The sequence below is a fragment of the Arthrobacter sp. ov407 genome (assembly GCF_900102895.1).
Lineage (GTDB): Bacteria > Actinomycetota > Actinomycetes > Actinomycetales > Micrococcaceae > Arthrobacter.
The window spans coordinates 277,022-294,564 of the sequence record NZ_FNGD01000004.1 but is presented as its reverse complement, the minus strand read 5'-3'; the positions used below and the strand labels follow the sequence as shown (position 1 = coordinate 294,564).

Annotated in this window: 16 protein-coding genes and 1 tRNA gene; 13 read left to right on the top strand and 4 right to left on the bottom strand. The window is 66.8% G+C overall.

Annotated features, from left to right (window positions below):
• Positions 1 to 86: 86 nt before the first annotated feature.
• On the bottom strand, positions 87 to 2,840 hold the full coding sequence (aceE, locus tag BLS42_RS07320) for a pyruvate dehydrogenase (acetyl-transferring), homodimeric type (protein WP_090578815.1): 2,754 nt from the start codon (positions 2,838 to 2,840) through the stop codon (positions 87 to 89).
• Positions 2,841 to 3,277: 437 nt separating this feature from the next.
• Between aceE and BLS42_RS07315 the strand changes: the two genes are divergently transcribed.
• The 8 genes from BLS42_RS07315 (at position 3,278) to BLS42_RS07280 (ending at position 9,262) form a co-directional block, all read left to right on the top strand.
• Complete coding sequence (locus BLS42_RS07315; RefSeq protein WP_018773429.1) at positions 3,278 to 3,697, top strand: DUF3052 domain-containing protein; 420 nt, start codon at positions 3,278 to 3,280, stop codon at positions 3,695 to 3,697.
• Positions 3,694 to 4,221, top strand: coding sequence for a peroxiredoxin (locus tag BLS42_RS07310; RefSeq protein ID WP_176803252.1), 528 nt, complete (start codon positions 3,694 to 3,696; stop codon positions 4,219 to 4,221). Before BLS42_RS07315 ends, BLS42_RS07310 begins: the two co-directional genes overlap by 4 nt.
• A gap of 31 nt (positions 4,222 to 4,252) precedes the next feature.
• Positions 4,253 to 5,158, top strand: coding sequence for an NAD-dependent protein deacetylase (locus BLS42_RS07305; protein ID WP_371129524.1), 906 nt, complete (start codon positions 4,253 to 4,255; stop codon positions 5,156 to 5,158).
• Positions 5,159 to 5,248: 90 nt separating this feature from the next.
• A tRNA-Val gene (locus BLS42_RS07300) sits at positions 5,249 to 5,324 on the top strand.
• An 88-nt stretch (positions 5,325 to 5,412) separates the two neighbouring features.
• Positions 5,413 to 5,703, top strand: coding sequence for a hypothetical protein (locus tag BLS42_RS07295; protein WP_176803250.1), 291 nt, complete (start codon positions 5,413 to 5,415; stop codon positions 5,701 to 5,703).
• A gap of 248 nt (positions 5,704 to 5,951) precedes the next feature.
• Positions 5,952 to 6,782, top strand: coding sequence for a fumarylacetoacetate hydrolase family protein (locus BLS42_RS07290; RefSeq protein ID WP_090578650.1), 831 nt, complete (start codon positions 5,952 to 5,954; stop codon positions 6,780 to 6,782).
• Between the two features lie 168 nt (positions 6,783 to 6,950).
• The gene (locus BLS42_RS07285; protein ID WP_090578647.1) at positions 6,951 to 7,748 is read left to right on the top strand and encodes an IclR family transcriptional regulator; all 798 of its coding nucleotides are present in this window, start codon (positions 6,951 to 6,953) and stop codon (positions 7,746 to 7,748) included.
• Positions 7,749 to 7,912: 164 nt separating this feature from the next.
• Positions 7,913 to 9,262 (top strand): MFS transporter, encoded by a 1,350-nt coding sequence (locus BLS42_RS07280; protein WP_090578812.1) that lies wholly within the window; start codon positions 7,913 to 7,915, stop codon positions 9,260 to 9,262.
• A gap of 323 nt (positions 9,263 to 9,585) precedes the next feature.
• Here BLS42_RS07280 and BLS42_RS07275 read toward each other — a convergent pair whose 3' ends face one another.
• Positions 9,586 to 10,650, bottom strand: a complete 1,065-nt coding sequence (locus BLS42_RS07275; protein WP_090578644.1) for a D-2-hydroxyacid dehydrogenase — start codon at positions 10,648 to 10,650, stop codon at positions 9,586 to 9,588.
• 83 nt (positions 10,651 to 10,733) lie between these two features.
• On the opposite strand from BLS42_RS07275, the gene BLS42_RS07270 reads away from it, so the two are divergent.
• Genes BLS42_RS07270 through BLS42_RS07260 form a run of 3 tightly spaced genes read left to right on the top strand, consistent with a single transcriptional unit; the run spans position 10,734 to position 13,529 of the window.
• Positions 10,734 to 11,681, top strand: coding sequence for an NAD(P)-dependent oxidoreductase (locus BLS42_RS07270; protein WP_090578809.1), 948 nt, complete (start codon positions 10,734 to 10,736; stop codon positions 11,679 to 11,681).
• Positions 11,682 to 11,694: 13 nt separating this feature from the next.
• Positions 11,695 to 12,465, top strand: a complete 771-nt coding sequence (locus BLS42_RS07265; protein WP_090578641.1) for an SDR family oxidoreductase — start codon at positions 11,695 to 11,697, stop codon at positions 12,463 to 12,465.
• Positions 12,465 to 13,529: an L-idonate 5-dehydrogenase gene (locus BLS42_RS07260; protein WP_090578638.1), complete on the top strand. Its 1,065-nt coding sequence runs from the start codon at positions 12,465 to 12,467 to the stop codon at positions 13,527 to 13,529. The genes BLS42_RS07265 and BLS42_RS07260 overlap by 1 nt, the downstream gene beginning before the upstream one ends.
• A gap of 29 nt (positions 13,530 to 13,558) precedes the next feature.
• On the opposite strand, the gene BLS42_RS07255 is transcribed toward BLS42_RS07260, so the two are convergent.
• Positions 13,559 to 14,287, bottom strand: coding sequence for a FadR/GntR family transcriptional regulator (locus BLS42_RS07255; RefSeq protein WP_090578635.1), 729 nt, complete (start codon positions 14,285 to 14,287; stop codon positions 13,559 to 13,561).
• Positions 14,288 to 14,565: 278 nt separating this feature from the next.
• On the opposite strand from BLS42_RS07255, the gene gndA reads away from it, so the two are divergent.
• Both gndA and BLS42_RS07245 read left to right on the top strand, forming a co-directional pair.
• Positions 14,566 to 16,002 (top strand): NADP-dependent phosphogluconate dehydrogenase, encoded by a 1,437-nt coding sequence (gndA, locus tag BLS42_RS07250; protein ID WP_090578632.1) that lies wholly within the window; start codon positions 14,566 to 14,568, stop codon positions 16,000 to 16,002.
• 107 nt (positions 16,003 to 16,109) lie between these two features.
• Entirely contained in the window at positions 16,110 to 16,943 is an 834-nt protein-coding gene (locus BLS42_RS07245) for an oxidoreductase (protein ID WP_090578629.1), read from the top strand.
• A gap of 5 nt (positions 16,944 to 16,948) precedes the next feature.
• On the opposite strand, the gene epsC is transcribed toward BLS42_RS07245, so the two are convergent.
• The gene (epsC, locus tag BLS42_RS07240; protein ID WP_090578626.1) at positions 16,949 to 17,533 is read right to left on the bottom strand and encodes a serine O-acetyltransferase EpsC; all 585 of its coding nucleotides are present in this window, start codon (positions 17,531 to 17,533) and stop codon (positions 16,949 to 16,951) included.
• Positions 17,534 to 17,543: the final 10 nt, after the last annotated feature.

Here is a 17,543-nt window from a genome sequence, read left to right as displayed (position 1 = left end):
GGGGACGGCGGGAGTCGGAGCGGTTAAACGCCCGACGGCGGCCCCCACCAACAGGTGTGGACCGCCGTCGAACGTTGCTGGCGTGGTTAGGAGTCGCCGCCCGCGTTGCCGGTGGTGCCGGCGTTGACGTTGTGCAGGCGGTACTTCTCGATCGCCTGGGCAGGCGCCTGGGCATCCACTTCGCCCCGGCGGGCCAGCATCTCCAGGGAACGGACCACAACCGAGTGGACGTCGTTCTTGAAGAAGCGGCGTGCCGCGGCGCGGGTGTCCGAGAAGCCGAAGCCGTCAGCGCCGAGCGAGGCAAACTCGTTCGGCAGGAACTGGCGGATCTGGTCCGGCACGGCCTTCATGTAGTCCGTGACTGCCACGATCGGACCGGTGGCGCCGGCGAGCTGCTGGGTCACGAACGGGACGCGGGCGGGCTGGCCGGGGTTGAGGAAGGAGTCTTCCTCGGCGGCCATGGCGTCGCGGCGCAGTTCGGTCCAGGAGGTCACGGACCACACATCGGCGGAGACGCCCCAGTCCTCGGCGAGGACCTGCTGGGCTTCGAGGGCCCAGGGAACAGAGACACCCGAGGCAAGGATCTGCGTGCGCGGGCCGTCGATCTTGGCCGGCGCCAGCAGGTAGATGCCCTTGATGATGCCCTCGACGTCGAGTTCCGCCGGTGCCGGCGGCTGCACGATCGGCTCGTTGTAGACAGTGATGTAGTACATCACGTTCCGCGACGGGTCGTTGTCGGCCGGGCCGGGACCGTACATCCGGTTGAGGCCGTCGCGCATGATGACGCCGATCTCGTAGCCGTATGCCGGGTCGTAGGTGAGAACGGCCGGGTTGGTTGCCGCAAGCATGGGGGAGTGCCCGTCCGCGTGCTGCAGGCCTTCGCCAGTCAGCGTGGTGCGCCCTGCCGTGGCGCCGATGATGAAGCCGCGGGTCATCTGGTCGGCGGCTGCCCAGAAGGAATCGCCCGTGCGCTGGAACCCGAACATCGAATAGAAGACGTAGACCGGGATGAGCGGTTCGCCGTGTGTGGCGTAGGACGTTCCGGCGGCGGTGAAGGCTGCCACGGAACCGGCCTCGTTGATGCCGGCGTGCACGATCTGGCCGGAGATGGACTCCTTGTACGCCAGGACGAGCTCGCGGTCCACGGAGAGGTAGTTCTGGCCGTTCGGGTTGTAGATCTTCGCCGTCGGGAAGAACGCGTCCATGCCGAAGGTGCGTGCCTCATCCGGAATGATCGGCACAATCCGCTTGCCGAACTCCTTGTCCCGCATGAGGTCCTTGAGCAGGCGGACAAACGCCATGGTGGTGGCGGCGTGCTGCTTGCCGGAGCCGCGGTTGGCGACTTCGTAGGCCTTCTCATCCGGGAGGGTGACATCGACGTGCTTGGAGCGCCGCTCGGGGACGAATCCGCCGAGTTCCTTGCGGCGGCCCATCAGGTACTGGATCTCCGGGGAGTCCATGCCGGGGTGGTAATACGGCGGCCGGTAGAGGTCCGCTTCCAGCTGCTCGTCGGTGATCGGGATGCGCAGGTGGTCGCGGAAGGCCTTGAGGTCGGCCATCGTGAGCTTCTTCATCTGGTGGGTCGCGTTGCGGCCCTCGAAGTGCGTGCCTAGGCCGTAACCCTTGACCGTGTGGGCCAGGATGACGGTGGGCTTGCCCTTGAACTCGGTGGCGGCCTTGTAGGCGGCGTAGACCTTGTTGTAGTCGTGCCCACCGCGCTTGAGCTTCCAGATCTCGTCGTCGGACAGGTCCTGGACCATTTCCTTGGTCTGCGGGGTCTTGCCGAAGAAGTGCTCGCGGACGAACGCGCCGGATTCGGCCTTGTACGTCTGGTAGTCGCCGTCGACGGTCTCGTTCATGATCTTGACGAGCGAGCCGTCCTCGTCCTTGGCCAGCAGGTCATCCCACTCGCGGCCCCAGACCACCTTGATGACGTTCCAGCCGGCGCCGCGGAAGAAGGCCTCAAGTTCCTGCATGATCTTGCCGTTGCCGCGGACGGGTCCGTCGAGGCGCTGGAGGTTGCAGTTGATGACGAAGTTAAGGTTGTCGAGCTTGTCGTTGGCGGCGAGCTGGAGCAGGCCGCGGGACTCGGGCTCGTCCATTTCGCCGTCGCCCAGGAACGCCCAGACCTGCTGGTCCGAGGTGTCCTTCAGGCCGCGGTTGTGCAGGTAGCGGTTGGACTGCGCCTGGTAGATGGCGTTCATCGGGCCGATGCCCATGGAGACGGTGGGGAATTCCCAGAATTCCGGCATGAGGCGCGGGTGCGGGTAGGAGGAAAGGGCATGCCCTTCCTTGGACTTCTCCTGACGGAAGCCGTCCATGTCCTCTTCGCTCAGCCGGCCTTCCATGAAGGCGCGGGCGTACATGCCGGGGGAGGCGTGGCCCTGGAAGAAGATCTGGTCGCCGCCGCCGGGGTGGTCCTTGCCGCGGAAGAAGTGGTTGAAACCGACCTCGTACAGGGTCGCGGCCCCGGCGTAGGTGGAGATGTGCCCGCCGACGCCGATGTCCGAACGCTGCGCACGGTGCACCATGACGGCGGCATTCCAGCGCAGCCAGGCCCGGTACGTGCGTTCAATCTCCTCGTCGCCGGGGAATTCGGCTTCCTGGTCCACCGGGATGGTGTTGACGTAGTCCGTGGTGGTGACCATCGGAACGCCCACGCTCTGCGCGCCGGCCCGCTGGAGCAGGCTGCGCATAATGTACTGGGCACGCTCGGTGCCCTGTTCCTGAATCAGGGTGTCCAGGGACTCCAGCCATTCGGCGGTCTCTTCCGGATCACGATCAGGCAGCTGGTTTGTCAACCCGCTGAGGATATGGGAGGTTTCTTCTCCTGCAGCCACGTCCAACCTCTCTTTGAGCGCATCTATCGGCACCCTCAGCTCCGGGCAGGGTGACTGCCTGGCGTGAACGCGACGTGTGCGACATATCGGTTACAACAGCCCGGTCGTATGCGCCGGGCAAGGTCCAATCACGGTACGCCTGCCTGTAATCAGTCGGGCGGTTGCCCGCGCAGGCGTAGTCGTTATCAGCCACTCTAGCCGTGCGCGCTGGCGGATGCGTAGCCGCCCCATGGACCCGCCGCCGTATTTCACGGGCATACTGGTTGTGTGACGAAGCGCTGCCCGGCAGCCTTCGGATCGCCCCGTGTGACGCAGAATATGGCGGATCGCGGTGCCAACAGCTTGAAGCGAGAGCTCAAAGGGTGTTGGCTTGGAGTAATGGAAATCACTAGTGCCATTGAAAACATGAAGCAATTCACAAAGCATAGGAGCAACACGTGAGCGAGGCCGACGCCGCTACTTCGGTAAATGTGGCGGAGAAACTGGGTTTCAAAGACGGGGACCTGATTCAGGAATTCGGTTATGACGACGACGTCGACTTCGACTTGCGAGACGATATCGAAGATCTCACGGGCTCTGAGCTTCTCGACGAGGACGATCACGAGGTGGTCGATGCCGCCATTCTCTGGTGGCGGGCAGGTGACGGAGACCTTGTCGACACCCTGGTCGATTCGCTGACCACTCTCACCGAGGGCGGCGTTGTCTGGGTCCTGACTCCCAAATCGGGCCGGGACGGCTACGTGTCGCCTGCGGACATCCAGGATGCCGCGCCCACCGCCGGGCTCCACTACACCACGTCGGCCGGTGTCTCGAAGGACTGGAGCGCCACCCGGCTGGTCACGCGGAAGAACAAGTGACCCAAGCGGTCCAGCACGGGGCCCCCGGGCCGGCCGCCGCCGTGACGCCTGCTCCCGGTGGGGTAACCGCCGTCGGCGATTCCGCCCCGGATTTCGAGCTCGCCAATCAATTCGGCGAACCGGTGCGCCTCTCGGACTTCCGCGGGCGCAATGTCGTCATCGTCTTCTATCCCTTCGCTTTCTCCGGCATCTGCACCGGGGAACTGTGCGAAATCCGGGACAACCTGGCCCTGTTCGAAGATGCCGATGCCGCCGTGCTGGCAGTCTCGGTGGACAGCAAGTTCGCCCAGCGGGCCTACGCCGAAAAAGAAGGCTACGGCTTCGACCTGCTCGCCGACTTTTGGCCGCACGGCGCCGTGGCCTCGGCGTACGGAGTGTTCGACTCTGAGAGCGGCATGGCACTGCGCGGCACCTTCATCATCGACGCGGCCGGAATCGTCCGCTACGTCGTGGTGAATCCCCGCGGCCAGGCCCGGGACTTGGCCGAATACCGGACTGCCCTCGCGGGACTCGGCGGGAACTGATCCGGTGAGGCAGCGGCGGCCAGGAATCGGCATGACCGGGTTTGCCAGCCTCCCTCCGGTCACGGCCGCCGAGGCCGGCGCGGAGCTCCAGCGCAGCGAACTCGGGATCCTGCAGGACATCCACAGCCTCCTGTCCGGGCGACAGTTTGCCGTGCTGACCGGCGCCGGCCTGAGCACGGATTCGGGCATCCCGGATTACCGCGGACCCGGCGCCGCGCCGCGGGCCCCCATGACCTACCAGGAATTCATCGGCGAACCCGGAAACCGGCAACGCTACTGGGCCCGTAACCACATCGGCTGGTCGCACCTGCGCCGGGCGGATCCCAACGACGGCCACGCCGCGGTAGCGCGGCTGGAACAGCGGGGACTGCTCACCGGACTCATCACCCAGAACGTGGACCGGCTCCACGAGGACGCCGGCAGTGTCAACGTGGTGGACCTGCACGGCCGGTTCGACCAGGTAGTCTGCCTGGACTGCCACCGGCGGTTCAGCCGCCGGATGCTGGCCGGTGTCCTGGAGGAACTCAACCCCGGGTTCCTGGAACGGGCGCAGACCGCCGGAGTGGTCGAAATGGCCCCCGACGCCGATGCCACAGTCGAGGACTCCGGGCTGATCGAATCGTTCGTCGTCGCCCGCTGCCCCGCCTGCGCGGGCACCCTGAAACCGGACTTCGTGTACTTCGGGGAAAACGTGCCCAAGGACCGCGTGGAGCGCTCCTACGCCATGGTTGACGCGGCCCGGGCGCTTCTGGTGGCCGGCTCGTCGCTCACCGTGATGAGCGGCCTGCGTTTTGTCCGCCACGCGGCGAAGCAGGGCAAAGCCGTGGTCATCATCAACAGGGGACCGACCCGCGGGGACGACCTCGCCACCATCAAGCTGGAGGCAGGCGTCAGCGGGGCCCTGGCCTGGCTCGCCGAGGAGCTGCCGCCTCTGTAGGGACGGCCTGGCCGATTGGCGCTTGGCCGGTGACATCCGGTACAGTAGCTGTTCGTTGGTTGAAGCGCTGAGGCGCGGATACAACGGTTTGGGTCTTTAGCTCAGCTGGTAGAGCGCCACGTTTACACCGTGGATGTCATCGGTTCGATCCCGGTAGGACCCACCACAAAAACCCCACCCTTTCCGGACCACCTGGTCCGCAAGGGCGGGGTTTTGTACTTAAAATGTCAGTGCCCCGCCCTAGCGTGTCAGGCATGGAGCACGTGATGGTGAAAACAGGCCCGGACGGGCGGCCGCTGGCTGTGGTCCGCGGGGGCAGGGAATGGTTGATCGGGGCCGAGCCCGTGCGCTGGTTCGAGCGGGTCAGCTGGTGGGAGGCCGAGCGGCGGATGCCCAAGGGTCTGAGCCGCGTGGACGTCGAGGTCTGGCAGATCCAGGCAAGGCTTGGCCGCAACCGCGAATCTGCCCTGACCACCATGGAATTGACCCGGGACGGTCTCGGCGGCGGCTGGCGGCTGCGGGGGGCGGTTGCGGACGCCGCCTAGGGTGCCGGGGCTGGCATCGATCGGCCGGTCCCGCCGGCTCCTGTTGGTGGTTCCGGACGCCGGCGCCACCCGGGCATTGGAAAAGCCTTCCACCGCGACTATTGGGGGATGCCGCGGTGGAAGGCTTGGTATGAATATACCGTGAACGTTTGGAATTGTGAAACACCGACGGCGTTTCACCGCGGCAGAATTACGCCATTCGATGGCCTAATCGCGGCCCCCGAGACCCTGCCGCCTAGGATGTTTTCATGACCGCCACGAGTGCCCGCCGCATCGCCAGAGTCCGCCCGCTTTCCCGTGCTGCGGACGACGAACACTTCTTCGTCGCCAACAATGCACCGGACTTTGGCAGCGCGGCCGGCAGGGCATGGACGGTAACCACCTCTCCGTTCCCTGGTTCTGCGGCCAACGCCGGCAGCCGGCCCCGCAGCGGCTGGGATATCGGCGCGACGGTGGATGAAGCATCATTCACGTTCCTCGCGCCCAGTGTCCCGGCTAACGTCCTGGGCATGGCGCACAATACCGGCCGCGCGGGCCGCGACCTTCCGCCGCAGGCTTTCCATAAGGCAGCGACCAGTGTGGTCGGTCCGGGCGACGCAATTGAACTCCGGCCGGGGGTGGGCAGCGTCGAGCCGGAAGCCGAACTGACAATCGTCGTCGGGACCAAGGCCCGCGGATTGACGCCCGGCAACGCCAGGAGCGCAGTCCTGGGCTACACCATAGGAAACGACGTCTCCGCCAGGGACCTGCAGGAATCTGACGAGCTGTGGATCAGCGCCAAGAGCCAGGACACGTTCACGCCGGTGGGGCCGTGGATCGTCACGGATCTGCCGGGTGAAGACCTGGCGATCGGAATCAAACACAACGGGGCGGAGCTCAAGGCAGCCAGCTCCGCCGATCTCGGCTGGAGGGTGGAGGAAATCCTCGCCTATCTGACCTCCTTCATGACGCTTCACCCGGGCGATCTGGTGCTGACGGGATTCCCCGCCGAGTGCGCGGCAATCGTTCCCGGCGACACTGTCACCTGCCACATTGCAGGCATCGGCCAGCTGACCAATCCCGTGGTGTCCGCCGCCTGACGAGCCGGCGGTCCCCGACGAGGGGCGCTGCCGGGGGAGCGGCGGGTAGCCGGGCTCAGGAGAGTCTCGATTCACGGCGCCAGACATTATGATGGTTACTGTTCAGCTGACTGGACGGCATTAAAATGAGTGGCGCGGCGTCTTGCGCGCGATACCTGAAGGAGAATCATGGCCGATTCCCGAGTTTCCCGAACCTCCGAGGGATTGGGGAGCGCATCGCCCGCACCGGCTGTCACCCGTGCCGCCGCCGTGCTGGAGGCCCTGGCCGCATCCGCGACCGGACGCCTCACGCTCAGTGATCTGGCCAGGGAGCTGGGAATTCCGAAGTCCTCAACCTCCAACCTCCTGCTCGCGCTCGAGGAGGCCAGGCTTATCAACCGCCAGGGCGCGGAGTTCACCCTCGGCCGCAAATTGGTTGAGCTGGGTGCGGCGTACCTCAGCCGCCTCGACGAGGTCCAGGAGTTTTACCGGTTCTGTGAACAGGCTCCGACGCTTTCTGGAGAGACGGTCCGGATCGCCATGCTGGATGGAACAAACGTCATCTATCTCGCCCGCTACGAGGGGCACCCGGCGGTACGCCTGACGTCCAACATCGGCGACAAAATGCCGGTCTCCCTCTGTGCCGTGGGCAAGGCCCTAATAGCGCGACTGCACGACCACGACGTCGACGGGATGTTTCCGGACAACGCCGAACTGCCGGTCCTGACGCCGAAGTCGCTGCGCACCGGAGCCGAGCTCAAGGCGCAACTCACCGTCATCCGGGAGCAGGGATACGCGTTCGAGGACGAGGAATCCACCACCGGGGTCGTGTGCCTGGCCGTGGCCGTCCCGACTCGGGGCGCGCACGGCCCCAGCCTCGGCCTCTCGGTCACCGCGCTGAAGGCGACCTACTCGCCGGAGCAGGGCGCCATGATGGTGAAGGAACTCCAGGACCTCGCCCGGTCCCTGGGCAATCCCATGGGCTAGGGCCCGTTCCGTCGCCCCGTCCCAAATGCCACGAATAAATCTGATTATTCATTGGCTAGTCGATCATCCTGCTGTACTCTGTTCAGCATAGTGATCGACTCGTCGAGAGTTGCTCACGTCCCACCAGACCAACGGGGGTCTGGAGTGTTCTTGAGGGAGTGCTTGTGACAACTAGTACTAATACACCGCTCGCTGAAGCGGATGGCGCCGTCGTCGATCCGGAACAGCTGCGACGAGCTACGCTTGCCAGCTCTGTGGGCTCCGCGCTGGAGTACTACGACTTCTACATCTACGGCCTGGCTTCGGCCCTGATCTTCGGTCCGCTGTTCTTCAAACCACTCGGCGAGGACGGGGCCCTGATCGCGTCCTTCGCCACGTACGGCGTCGGCTTCGCGGCCCGGCCTTTCGGCGGGATGGTCTTCGGCTACATCGGCGACCGGTTCGGCCGCAAGATGGTCCTCATCCTCACGATCGGCCTGATGGGGACCGCCAGCTTTGCCATCGGCCTGCTGCCGACCTATGAACAGGCAGGCATGGTTGGCGCAGTGCTCCTGGTGATGCTGCGCATCCTGCAGGGACTGGGTGCCGGCGCGGAACAGGCCGGCGCCACCACCTTGATTTCCGAGGTCGCACCGCGCCGCCGTCGTGGCTTCTTCGCGTCGCTGCCGTTCGTCGGCATCCAGCTGGGCACCCTGCTCGGCGCCGGAACGTTTGCCCTTATTGCCATGGCTGACAAGGCCGTCCTGGAAGGCTGGCTGTGGCGGGTGCCCTTCCTGGCCAGCGTGCTCCTGGTTGTGGTGGCCATTTTCATTCGGCTCCGGCTGAAGGAGACCCCGGTCTTCCAGGAGCTGGAGAAGCACAAGAATGTGGCCAAGAACCCCATCAGCCAGCTGTGGAAGCACTCCAAGAAAAACGTCCTCATCGGCATCGGCCTGCGGATGGGCGAAAACGGGAATTCCTCGATCTACTCCGCCCTGCTCATCGCGTTCCTGGGGTCAAAGGATGGCGTCTTTCCCGGCGACAAGTTCATCGGACCGGTGGGACTGCTCATCGCCGCAGGCTTCGCCGCCGTCATGGTGATCACGTTCGGCGCGCTCTCCGACAGGTTTGGCCGTGTGCCCGTCTACCGCTACGGCGCGCTTTTCCAGACCGCCATCGCGCTGCCGGCGTTCTATCTGGTGACGCTCGGCAACGTCACGCTCGTCTGGATTGTCATGGTGGTGGGCATCGCCCTCGGCGTTCAGTCCATGCTCGGCCCGCAGTGCCCGCTGCTGCCGGAACTCTTCGGCTCGCAGTACCGCTTCACCGGCGTGGCCATGAGCCGCGAGCTCTCCGCCGTCCTGGCCGGGGGACTGGTCCCGCTGGTCGGCGCCGCGCTGCTGGCCGCCACGGACCATTCCTGGCTGGTGCTCGCCATCTACTCGCTGGTGCTGGCGCTGATCTCGTTCGTCACCACGTTCTTCACGCCCGAGACGGTGGGACGCGACCTCCTCCTGACGGAGGACGCGCACTAGGCGCACCCGCCCTTATCAGCACGCAGTCCGCAGGACCCCAGGCCGTGGTCCCTTCCACCCAGGAAGGGGCCACGACCGTTTCTGCGACAGGGCGGGTGCCGGGTGACGCGGAAAATATCCGACGCTACTGGAATACCCGAGTCGACGGGAAACGGGCGCGGCGCCATGCAATACGCGCGTCGCCAGGCAGGACGGGCGTCCCCAGACAGGACGCGCGTCGACACGTCATCTGCCGTGCACCAACGCAAAGGGCGGCCCCTCCATTTCCGGAGGGGCCGCCCTGGTGTGCGCCGCGGCGGGCCGCAGGGGTGGAAGGAACTGACTCAGTAGAAGTGCACCGTGTCCACGAGGTGGGGGAGTTCGCCGCCGTCGAGGTAGGTCCGCAGGTTGCTGCAGAAGCGTTCGGCGATCAGCCGGTTTTCGGCTGCGCTGAGGGCCGAGGTGTGCGGGGACACCATCACCCTGGGGTGGGTCCACAGCGGGCTGTCCTGCGGGAGCGGCTCCACGGCAAACACATCCAGGCAGGCATAGGAGACCTGGCCGTTCCCGAGCGCCTCCAGGAGCGCCTCTTCATCCACCACTGTGCCGCGGCCTACGTTGACGAAGACCGTTCCGGGCTTCATGGCAGCGAAGACTTCGCGGCTGAAGAGTTTCTCGGTGTACGGCGTGCCCGGAAGTGTGTTGACGACGGCGTCCGCGGTGCCGAGAAGGCCGGCGAGGCCGTCGTTGTCCGTGACGTCCTGGATGCCGTCGATTGGCTCCACGGTCCGCTTGGTGCCGCTGACGCTCATGCCCAGGGCGCGGGCGATCCGTGCGGTCTCGAGCCCGATCTCGCCCAGTCCGGTGACCACCAGCCGGGAGCCGTTGACCAGCCGGGTGGGGGTGCGCAGCTCGGGCCAGAGCTTGGCGGCCTGGTCCTGTGCCAGTTCCGCGCTGCGCTTGAAGCCGTTGAGGATGCCGAGGGTGGCAAACTCGGCGAGCGGCAGGGCGTGCACCCCGGCCGAGGTGGTGACCTTGAATTTCTGCAGAGTCGCCGCGTCCAGCCCCGATGCCTTCACGGCACCGCCGGCGCCCGCAGCCATGGCGTGGATCCACTCCAGGCGGGGATTGCTGCCGGCGATCCTGGCGAGGCCCGCCGGGCTTTCGTTGGGGAGCCCGTACAGGACCTGGGCCTTGTTGAGCATGTCCCAGTAGCGCTCTTCCTGCTCCGGCGTCCGGCGGAAGTCCGGATCACCCGAATGGTCGGCGGGAAAGCGTTCCGGCGGCAAAAGCTCGGGCTCGTAGAGGACGGTCACGGACGGATCTACGGCGCGGATGCGTTCCACCAGCTCTGCTTCGAGCGGGACGGCGATCGCGACGGTGGTTTTGGTCGTCATAGTGTTCATCATACTGAATGGAGGCTAGGATGCTGAACAGTTTCAAAGATTAACCACCGTGAAACTTATCCACGACGGAGTGAGGCAGCATGGCGATGGACCGCAAGGAGGCCGGATTTGTCGGCCTCGGACTGATGGGCGCGCCGATGGCCGCCAACCTCCTCGCGGCAGGGTGGGCTGTCAGTGCATGGAACCGGTCGCCGGCGGCACTGGATGCCTTCGAGGCCCTGGGCGGATCCAGGGTGGCCGCGGTCCAGGCGCTCCGCGACCAGCCGGTCATTGTCTTCATGCTCCCGGATCTGTCCGACATTGAAGCAGCGAGCGGCGCGCTCCTGGCCGGCTGGACCGCCAGGCCGCCCGCACCCGGAACGGCCGTGGTGGTCATGAGCAGCGTCTCGCCGTCCGCGGTGCAGGAATTCGGGGCACGGGTCGTAGAGGCGAGCGGAGGCAACGCCGTCGTCGTCGATGCGCCCGTCAGCGGCGGCACGAAAGGCGCGGTGGACGGAACCCTCGCCATCATGGCAGGCGCCAGCGAAGAAGACTTCCGCCGGCTGCAGCCGCTCTTCAGAGCGATGGGCAGCACCGTGCGGCGGCTCGGACCACTGGGCGCGGGGTCGCTCGCCAAGGCGTGCAACCAGCTGATCGTGGGAACCACGACGGCGGCGCTCGCCGAGGCAGCGGAGCTCGCCGAACGCTCCGGCATGGATGTCCCCGCCCTCTACGACGTGCTCGCGGGCGGACTGGCCGGCAGCCGGGTCCTCGACACCGTGGGGCCACGGCTCGCCGCGAAGGACTACGAGCCCACCGGCCCCGCCAAGTTCATGCACAAGGACCTGTCCTTCGTGCTCGAAAGCGCCGCGGCAGCCGGTGCCGCGGTACCGATGGCCGCCGCCGGCGTCGAACTCTACGCGGCGCTGTTGCGCCAGGGGCTGGGGGACCGGGACCTCGCCGTCGTGCGGCAAACCATCGCCAACTTCAGCGACAGCCCCAGCGAAAGCACATCAGTCAACACACGTGACAATCCAGCAGCAAAGACCAAATGAGGATCAGCGAACCATGAACGGACTTTTTGACCTGACAGGCCGGACCGCACTGGTCACCGGCTCCAGCCGCGGGATCGGCAACGCCCTGGCCCGGGCCCTGGCCGATGCCGGCGCCTCGGTGGTGCTCAACGGCATCAACGCCGAGCGGCTCAAGGCCGCCGAAACCGCCATGGCCGCGGACTACCCGCCGGGCCGGGTGCACAGCTGCGCCTTCGACGTCACCAGCGATGCCGAGGCCGCGCGGGGCGTCGCCTGGGTGGAAGAGAACGTGGGGCCGCTGGAGATCCTGGTGAACAACGCCGGCATCCAGCACCGGGTGCCGATGCTGGACCTTGACGTCGCCGACTGGGACCGCGTGATCTCCACGGACCTGACCAGCGCGTTCCTGGTGGGGCGGGCGGCGGCGCGGCACATGATCCCGCGCGGCCGGGGCAAGATCATCAACATCTGCTCGGTCCAGACCGACCTCGCCCGGCCGACCATCGCCCCCTATGTTGCGGCCAAGGGCGGCCTCCGGAACCTGACCCGCGCCATGACCGCGGAATGGGCCGGTGCCGGCCTGCAGATCAACGGCATCGCGCCGGGCTACATCCACACCGAAATGACGCAGAACCTCGTGGATGATGAGGCATTCAATTCCTGGATCCTGGGCCGGACCCCGGCGCACCGGTGGGGCACGGTGCAGGACCTGGCCGGCCCGGCAGTCTGGCTGGCCTCCAGCGGCTCGGACTTCGTCAACGGCCAGACTATCTTCATCGACGGCGGAATGACGGTGGTGGTCTGATGGGCGCTGCAGCAGCACTCCCGGCCACGGCCGCGGCGGTGGTGGCCCACGCGGCGGGCGATCTCCGGATTGAGGACATTCCCGTGCCCGCACCGGCGTCCGATGAAGCCGTGATCGAAGTGGCCTTCGGCGGCATCTGCGGCTCCGACCTGCACTACTGGATGCACGGTGCCGCAGGCGAGTCCGTCCTAAAGGCGCCCATGGTACTGGGCCACGAGATCGTGGGAACCGTGATCCGGGCCGCCGCGGACGGCTCGGGGCCAGCGCCCGGGACGGCCGTCGCGGTGCATCCCGCCACACCGGGTCCGGGCGTCGCCCGGTACCCGGAGGACCGCCCCAACCTTTCACCGGGCTGCACCTATCTCGGCAGCGCCGCTCGCTTTCCCCACACGGACGGGGCTTTCAGCCGCTATGCCACGTTGCCTGCCCGGATGCTCCGGCCGCTGCCGGCGGGGCTGGAACTGCGGACTGCGGCCCTGGCGGAGCCGGCCAGCGTTGCCTGGCACGCCGTGTCGCGCGCCGGGGATGTGGCGGGAAAGACGGTGCTCGTGATCGGCAGCGGCCCCATCGGGGCCCTGGCGGTGGCCGTCCTCAAACGCGCCGGCGCGCGGCGGATCGTGGCCGTGGACATGCATGAGCGGCCGCTGGAAATAGCCCGTGCCATGGGAGCCCACGCCGTCCTCATGGGGGACGACGCCGAGGCGATCGCGGCGGTGGAGGCGGACGTCGTCATCGAGTCCTCAGGCAGCCACCAGGGCCTGGCCTCGGCGATCAAGGGCGCGGTCCGCGGTGGCAGGGTGGTCATGGTGGGGCTGCTGCCCTCCGGTCCGCAGCCCGTGCTGATCTCCCTGGCCATCACGCGAGAGCTGGAGCTGGTGGGCTCGTTCCGCTTCAACGACGAAATCGACGAGGTCCTCGGTGCACTCGCCGATGGATCGCTGCTGGTGGATCCCGTGGTCACCCACGCCTTTACGCTGGACCGCGGACTGGAAGCGTTCGACGTCGCCAGGAACGCGGCTGTTTCCGGGAAGGTCCTGCTGGACTTCCGGCCGGCCCCGGCGTGAGGCGCGCCTCCGTCGTCGCCAGCGGTGCGCTAGTGCCGCTCGACCGGGACAAACACCCGCGGCTGGTTCTTCCAGCTCGGCTCCATCTCCGAGATCGTCTCCCGCATGATCCGGTTCGAGGCCTCGCGCGCGGCGGTGGCATCCCCACCGGCGATGGCTTCGGCGACCTCCACGTGCCACTGCAGCGCGGTCTCCCGCGGGTGGTCCGGCATCAGGCCGTGGATGGTGCGGCCGGTCAGGGTCTCGGTCACCTGGCCCACCATGTTGGCGAACATCTCGTTGCCGGAGCCGGTCAGCAAGAGGGAATGGAACAGGATGTCCAACTCGAGGAACCGGGGCACGTCCCCGGCCTGCCCGGCGTCGCGCATGGCGTGCGAGATCTCCACGAGCTCCCGACGGAGCTCCTGGGGGGCGTTGGCCGCTGCCAGTTCGGCGGCCACCGGCTCGACGGCGGTGCGGAGCTCGGCCAGGGAGCGCAGTTGGGCGCCGCGGCCCTCGCCGGCCAGGCGCCAGCGGATCACAAGGGGATCGAAGGGGTTCCACCGGCTGGAGGGCAGCACCCGGATGCCGACGCGCTTGATGGTCTCAACCAGGCCGAGGGACTGGAGGACCCGGACGGCCTCGCGGACCACCGAGCGGGAGACCTTGAGTTCGTCCTCAAGGTGCTCGGCCAGCATGACGTGCCCGGCCGGCAGCTCGCCGGCCACGATCCGGGTCCCGAGGTGCTCAATGGCACGATGATGGAGGCTGGTTGACATAGTCGTAAGCATAATGCTGCGGGCATGATCCGGGCCGACCGGCGGGGCGGGCGCCGGTGATCTTAGACTGTTTATGACGCGCAGTATTCCGCTACGTGGGCGGTGCTTTCCCGCAGCCCGCGGAAATACATATGGTTTATGGACAGCAACAAAATCCCAAGGGCGGGTTCCGCCCTCTGCGGCGCACCTGCCCGAGTCCTCGACTAACGTCGCACATGAATCGCCGTACACACATGGTCTACAGAAATCATGGTGTACAGAAATGAATTGGAGTTTTGATGTCAGCACACATCGGTGTTACCGGCCTCGCAGTGATGGGGGCCAACCTCGCACGCAACCTGGCCCGGAACGGCTTCACCGTTGCCCTGCACAACCGGTCGGTGGAAAAGACAGACACGCTGCTCGCCAAGTACGGCGATGAGGGCGACTTCGTCCGCACGGAGACCCTCCAGGAACTCGTTGATTCGCTGGAGAAGCCGCGCCGCGTGCTGATCATGGTCAAGGCCGGCAAGCCGGTGGATTCCGTGATCGAGCAGCTCGAGCCGCTTCTGGAGGCGGGCGACATCATCATCGACGCCGGCAACTCGCACTACGAGGACACCCGACGCCGCGAGGCCGCGCTCGCCAAGAAGGACCTGCACTTCGTCGGCATCGGCGTCTCCGGTGGCGAGGAAGGCGCCCTCAACGGCCCCTCGATCATGCCCGGCGGGTCCAAGGAGTCCTACGACGCCCTCGGACCGCTGCTGGAAAAGATCGCCGCCCACGTCGACGGCCAGCCTTGCTGCGCTTGGATCGGCACCGACGGCGCCGGCCACTTCGTCAAGATGGTCCACAACGGCATCGAATACGCCGACATGCAGGTCATCGGCGAGGCCTTCGACCTCCTGCGCTCCGGCGCCGGAATCGAACCGGCCGAGCAAGCCAAGATCTTCGAAGAGTGGAACAAGGGCGACCTCGCCTCGTTCCTGATCGAAATCTCCGCCGAGGTCCTCGGCCACGTCGATGCGAAGACCGGCAAGCCGTTCGTCGACGTAGTGGTGGATGCTGCCGGCCAGAAGGGCACCGGCCGCTGGACCGTCATCTCCGCGCTCGAGCTCGGCTCCCCGACGTCCGGTATCGCTGAGTCCGTCTTCGCCCGGGCCCTGTCCTCGCAGGCGGAGCAGCGCGTGCTGGCCCAGGAACTGCTCGCCGGCGGCGAGGCCGCCGTCGAGGTCCCCGAGAGCTTTGTCGACGACGTCCGCCAGGCGCTCTACGCCTCGAAGCTGGTTTCCTACGCCCAGGGACTGGACATGCTCACCTCCGCGGCCAAGGAATACGGCTGGGACCTGAAGCTGGATGAAATCGCCTCGCTGTGGCGCGGTGGCTGCATCATCCGCGCCGAACTGCTCAAGGAGATCACCAAGGCGTACGCCGCTGCGGAGAAGCCGGCCAACCTGCTCTTCGCCCCGGCGTTCACCAAGGCGATCGCAGACGTCCTCCCGGCATGGCGCCGGGTAGTGTCCACGGCCGTGCAGCTCGGCATCCCCGTGCCGGTGTTCTCCTCCTCGCTGGCCTACTACGACGGCCTGCGCCGCAAGCGCCTGCCGGCCGCTGTCATCCAGGGCCAGCGCGACCTCTTCGGTGCGCACACCTACGGCCGCGTCGATGCCGAGGGCACGTTCCACACCCTCTGGGGCGAGGACAAGTCCGAGATCGAGGCAGTCGACACCCACTAGCCGCACCACGGACGGCCGGCTCTTTCCAGATACGCTGGGGGGGCGCCGGCCGTCCGTGTTTCCGGCCGCTCCTGCCCCAGGAGTTCAGCACCCAAGGAGTTCTGCTCATGCTCCAGCCCGTAGCGTTTGTCACTGGTGCGTCCACCGGAATCGGCTTTGCCACCGCGCAGAAGCTGGCCGCGGCCGGCTTCACCGTCTATGCCGGCGCCCGCCGGGTGGAGAAAATGGAGCCCCTGACGGCCTCCGGCGTCAAGGTGATGGCCCTGGACGTGACCGATGAGGACTCGATGAGCGCCGCCGTCGGGGAAGTGCTGGCCGCGCACGGCCGGATCGACGTCCTGGTCAACAACGCCGGCTACGGGACGTACGGTTCGCTCGAGGAGGTGGAGCTGGCTGAGGGGCGGCGGCAGTTCGACGTGAACGTCTTCGGCCTGGCGCGCATGACGCAGCTCGTGATCCCCGCTATGCGGGCCGCGGGGTCAGGCAGGATCATCAACATCTCATCGATCGGCGGCAAAATGTACGAGCCGCTGGGTGCCTGGTATCACGCGACGAAGTTTGCTGTTGAGGGCCTGAGCGATTCGCTGCGGCTCGAGCTCAAGCCGCACGGCATTGATGTGGCCATCATCGAGCCTGCCGGGACGCAATCCGAGTGGGGCGCCATTGCGGCGCAGGGGCTGCTGGCCAGCTCCGGGAGTGGGCCCTACGGGGCCCAGGCCAAGGTGGTGGCGGCCGCGCTGGCCACTACCGACAACGCTGCAACCTCGGCGCGGCCGGAGCTCGCGGCCGAGGCCATCCTGCACGCGGCGACGGCTCGGCGGCCCAAGACGCGGTACCCGGTGGGTGCCAGCGCCCGGGGGATCCTGCTGCTGCGCCACCTGCTGCCGGACCGGGTGTTCGACGCCGTCCTCTGGAACATCTACAAGCGGTTTCCCGGGTAGACGCTCTAGATGTGGTAATCGATCAGGTATTCGGCCGGGTCGACGGCGGGCTTGGTCTCGCGCCGCGCGTCGCGGTGCCGCCAGGTGGCCGGCACGCCGGTGACGATCGATTCGGCCGGGGCGTCCTTGACCACCACGGCGTTGGCCCCGATGGCGCTGTCCCGGCCGATGGTGATGGGGCCAAGGACCTTGGCTCCGGCGCCGATCACCACGCGGTCCTCGATGGTGGGGTGGCGTTTGACCTTGGCGAGCGAGCGGCCGCCGAGGGTCACGCCGTGGTAGATCATGACGTCCTCGCCGATCTCGGCGGTCTCGCCGATGACCACGCCCATGCCGTGGTCGATGAAGAAGCGCCGGCCGATGGTCGCGCCGGGGTGGATCTCGATGCCGGTGAGGAACCGGGCGAGCTGGGAGATCAGCCGCGCCGGGAACCGCAGGGCCGGGTTTTGCCACAGCCGGTGCGTCAGGCGGTGGAACCAGATGGCGTGCAGGCCGGAATAGGCGAAGAAGTTCTCAAAAGAGCCTCGAGCCGCCGGGTCGTGGGACCGGGCGGCGTCGAGGTCTTCCTTCAGTCTTGCGAAGAAGCTCACAAAGACCTTT

Coding starts and splice junctions, on each gene's coding strand:
- gndA (WP_090578632.1), top strand. CDS start 14,566: ATGTCAGCACACATCGGTGTTACCGGCCTCGCAGTGATGGGGGCCAAC.
- BLS42_RS07295 (WP_176803250.1), top strand. CDS start 5,413: ATGGAGCACGTGATGGTGAAAACAGGCCCGGACGGGCGGCCGCTGGCT.
- BLS42_RS07255 (WP_090578635.1), bottom strand. CDS start 14,287: ATGTCAACCAGCCTCCATCATCGTGCCATTGAGCACCTCGGGACCCGG.
- BLS42_RS07305 (WP_371129524.1), top strand. CDS start 4,253: ATGACCGGGTTTGCCAGCCTCCCTCCGGTCACGGCCGCCGAGGCCGGC.
- BLS42_RS07290 (WP_090578650.1), top strand. CDS start 5,952: ATGACCGCCACGAGTGCCCGCCGCATCGCCAGAGTCCGCCCGCTTTCC.
- BLS42_RS07275 (WP_090578644.1), bottom strand. CDS start 10,650: ATGATGAACACTATGACGACCAAAACCACCGTCGCGATCGCCGTCCCG.
- BLS42_RS07245 (WP_090578629.1), top strand. CDS start 16,110: ATGCTCCAGCCCGTAGCGTTTGTCACTGGTGCGTCCACCGGAATCGGC.
- BLS42_RS07260 (WP_090578638.1), top strand. CDS start 12,465: ATGGGCGCTGCAGCAGCACTCCCGGCCACGGCCGCGGCGGTGGTGGCC.
- BLS42_RS07285 (WP_090578647.1), top strand. CDS start 6,951: ATGGCCGATTCCCGAGTTTCCCGAACCTCCGAGGGATTGGGGAGCGCA.
- BLS42_RS07265 (WP_090578641.1), top strand. CDS start 11,695: ATGAACGGACTTTTTGACCTGACAGGCCGGACCGCACTGGTCACCGGC.
- BLS42_RS07270 (WP_090578809.1), top strand. CDS start 10,734: ATGGACCGCAAGGAGGCCGGATTTGTCGGCCTCGGACTGATGGGCGCG.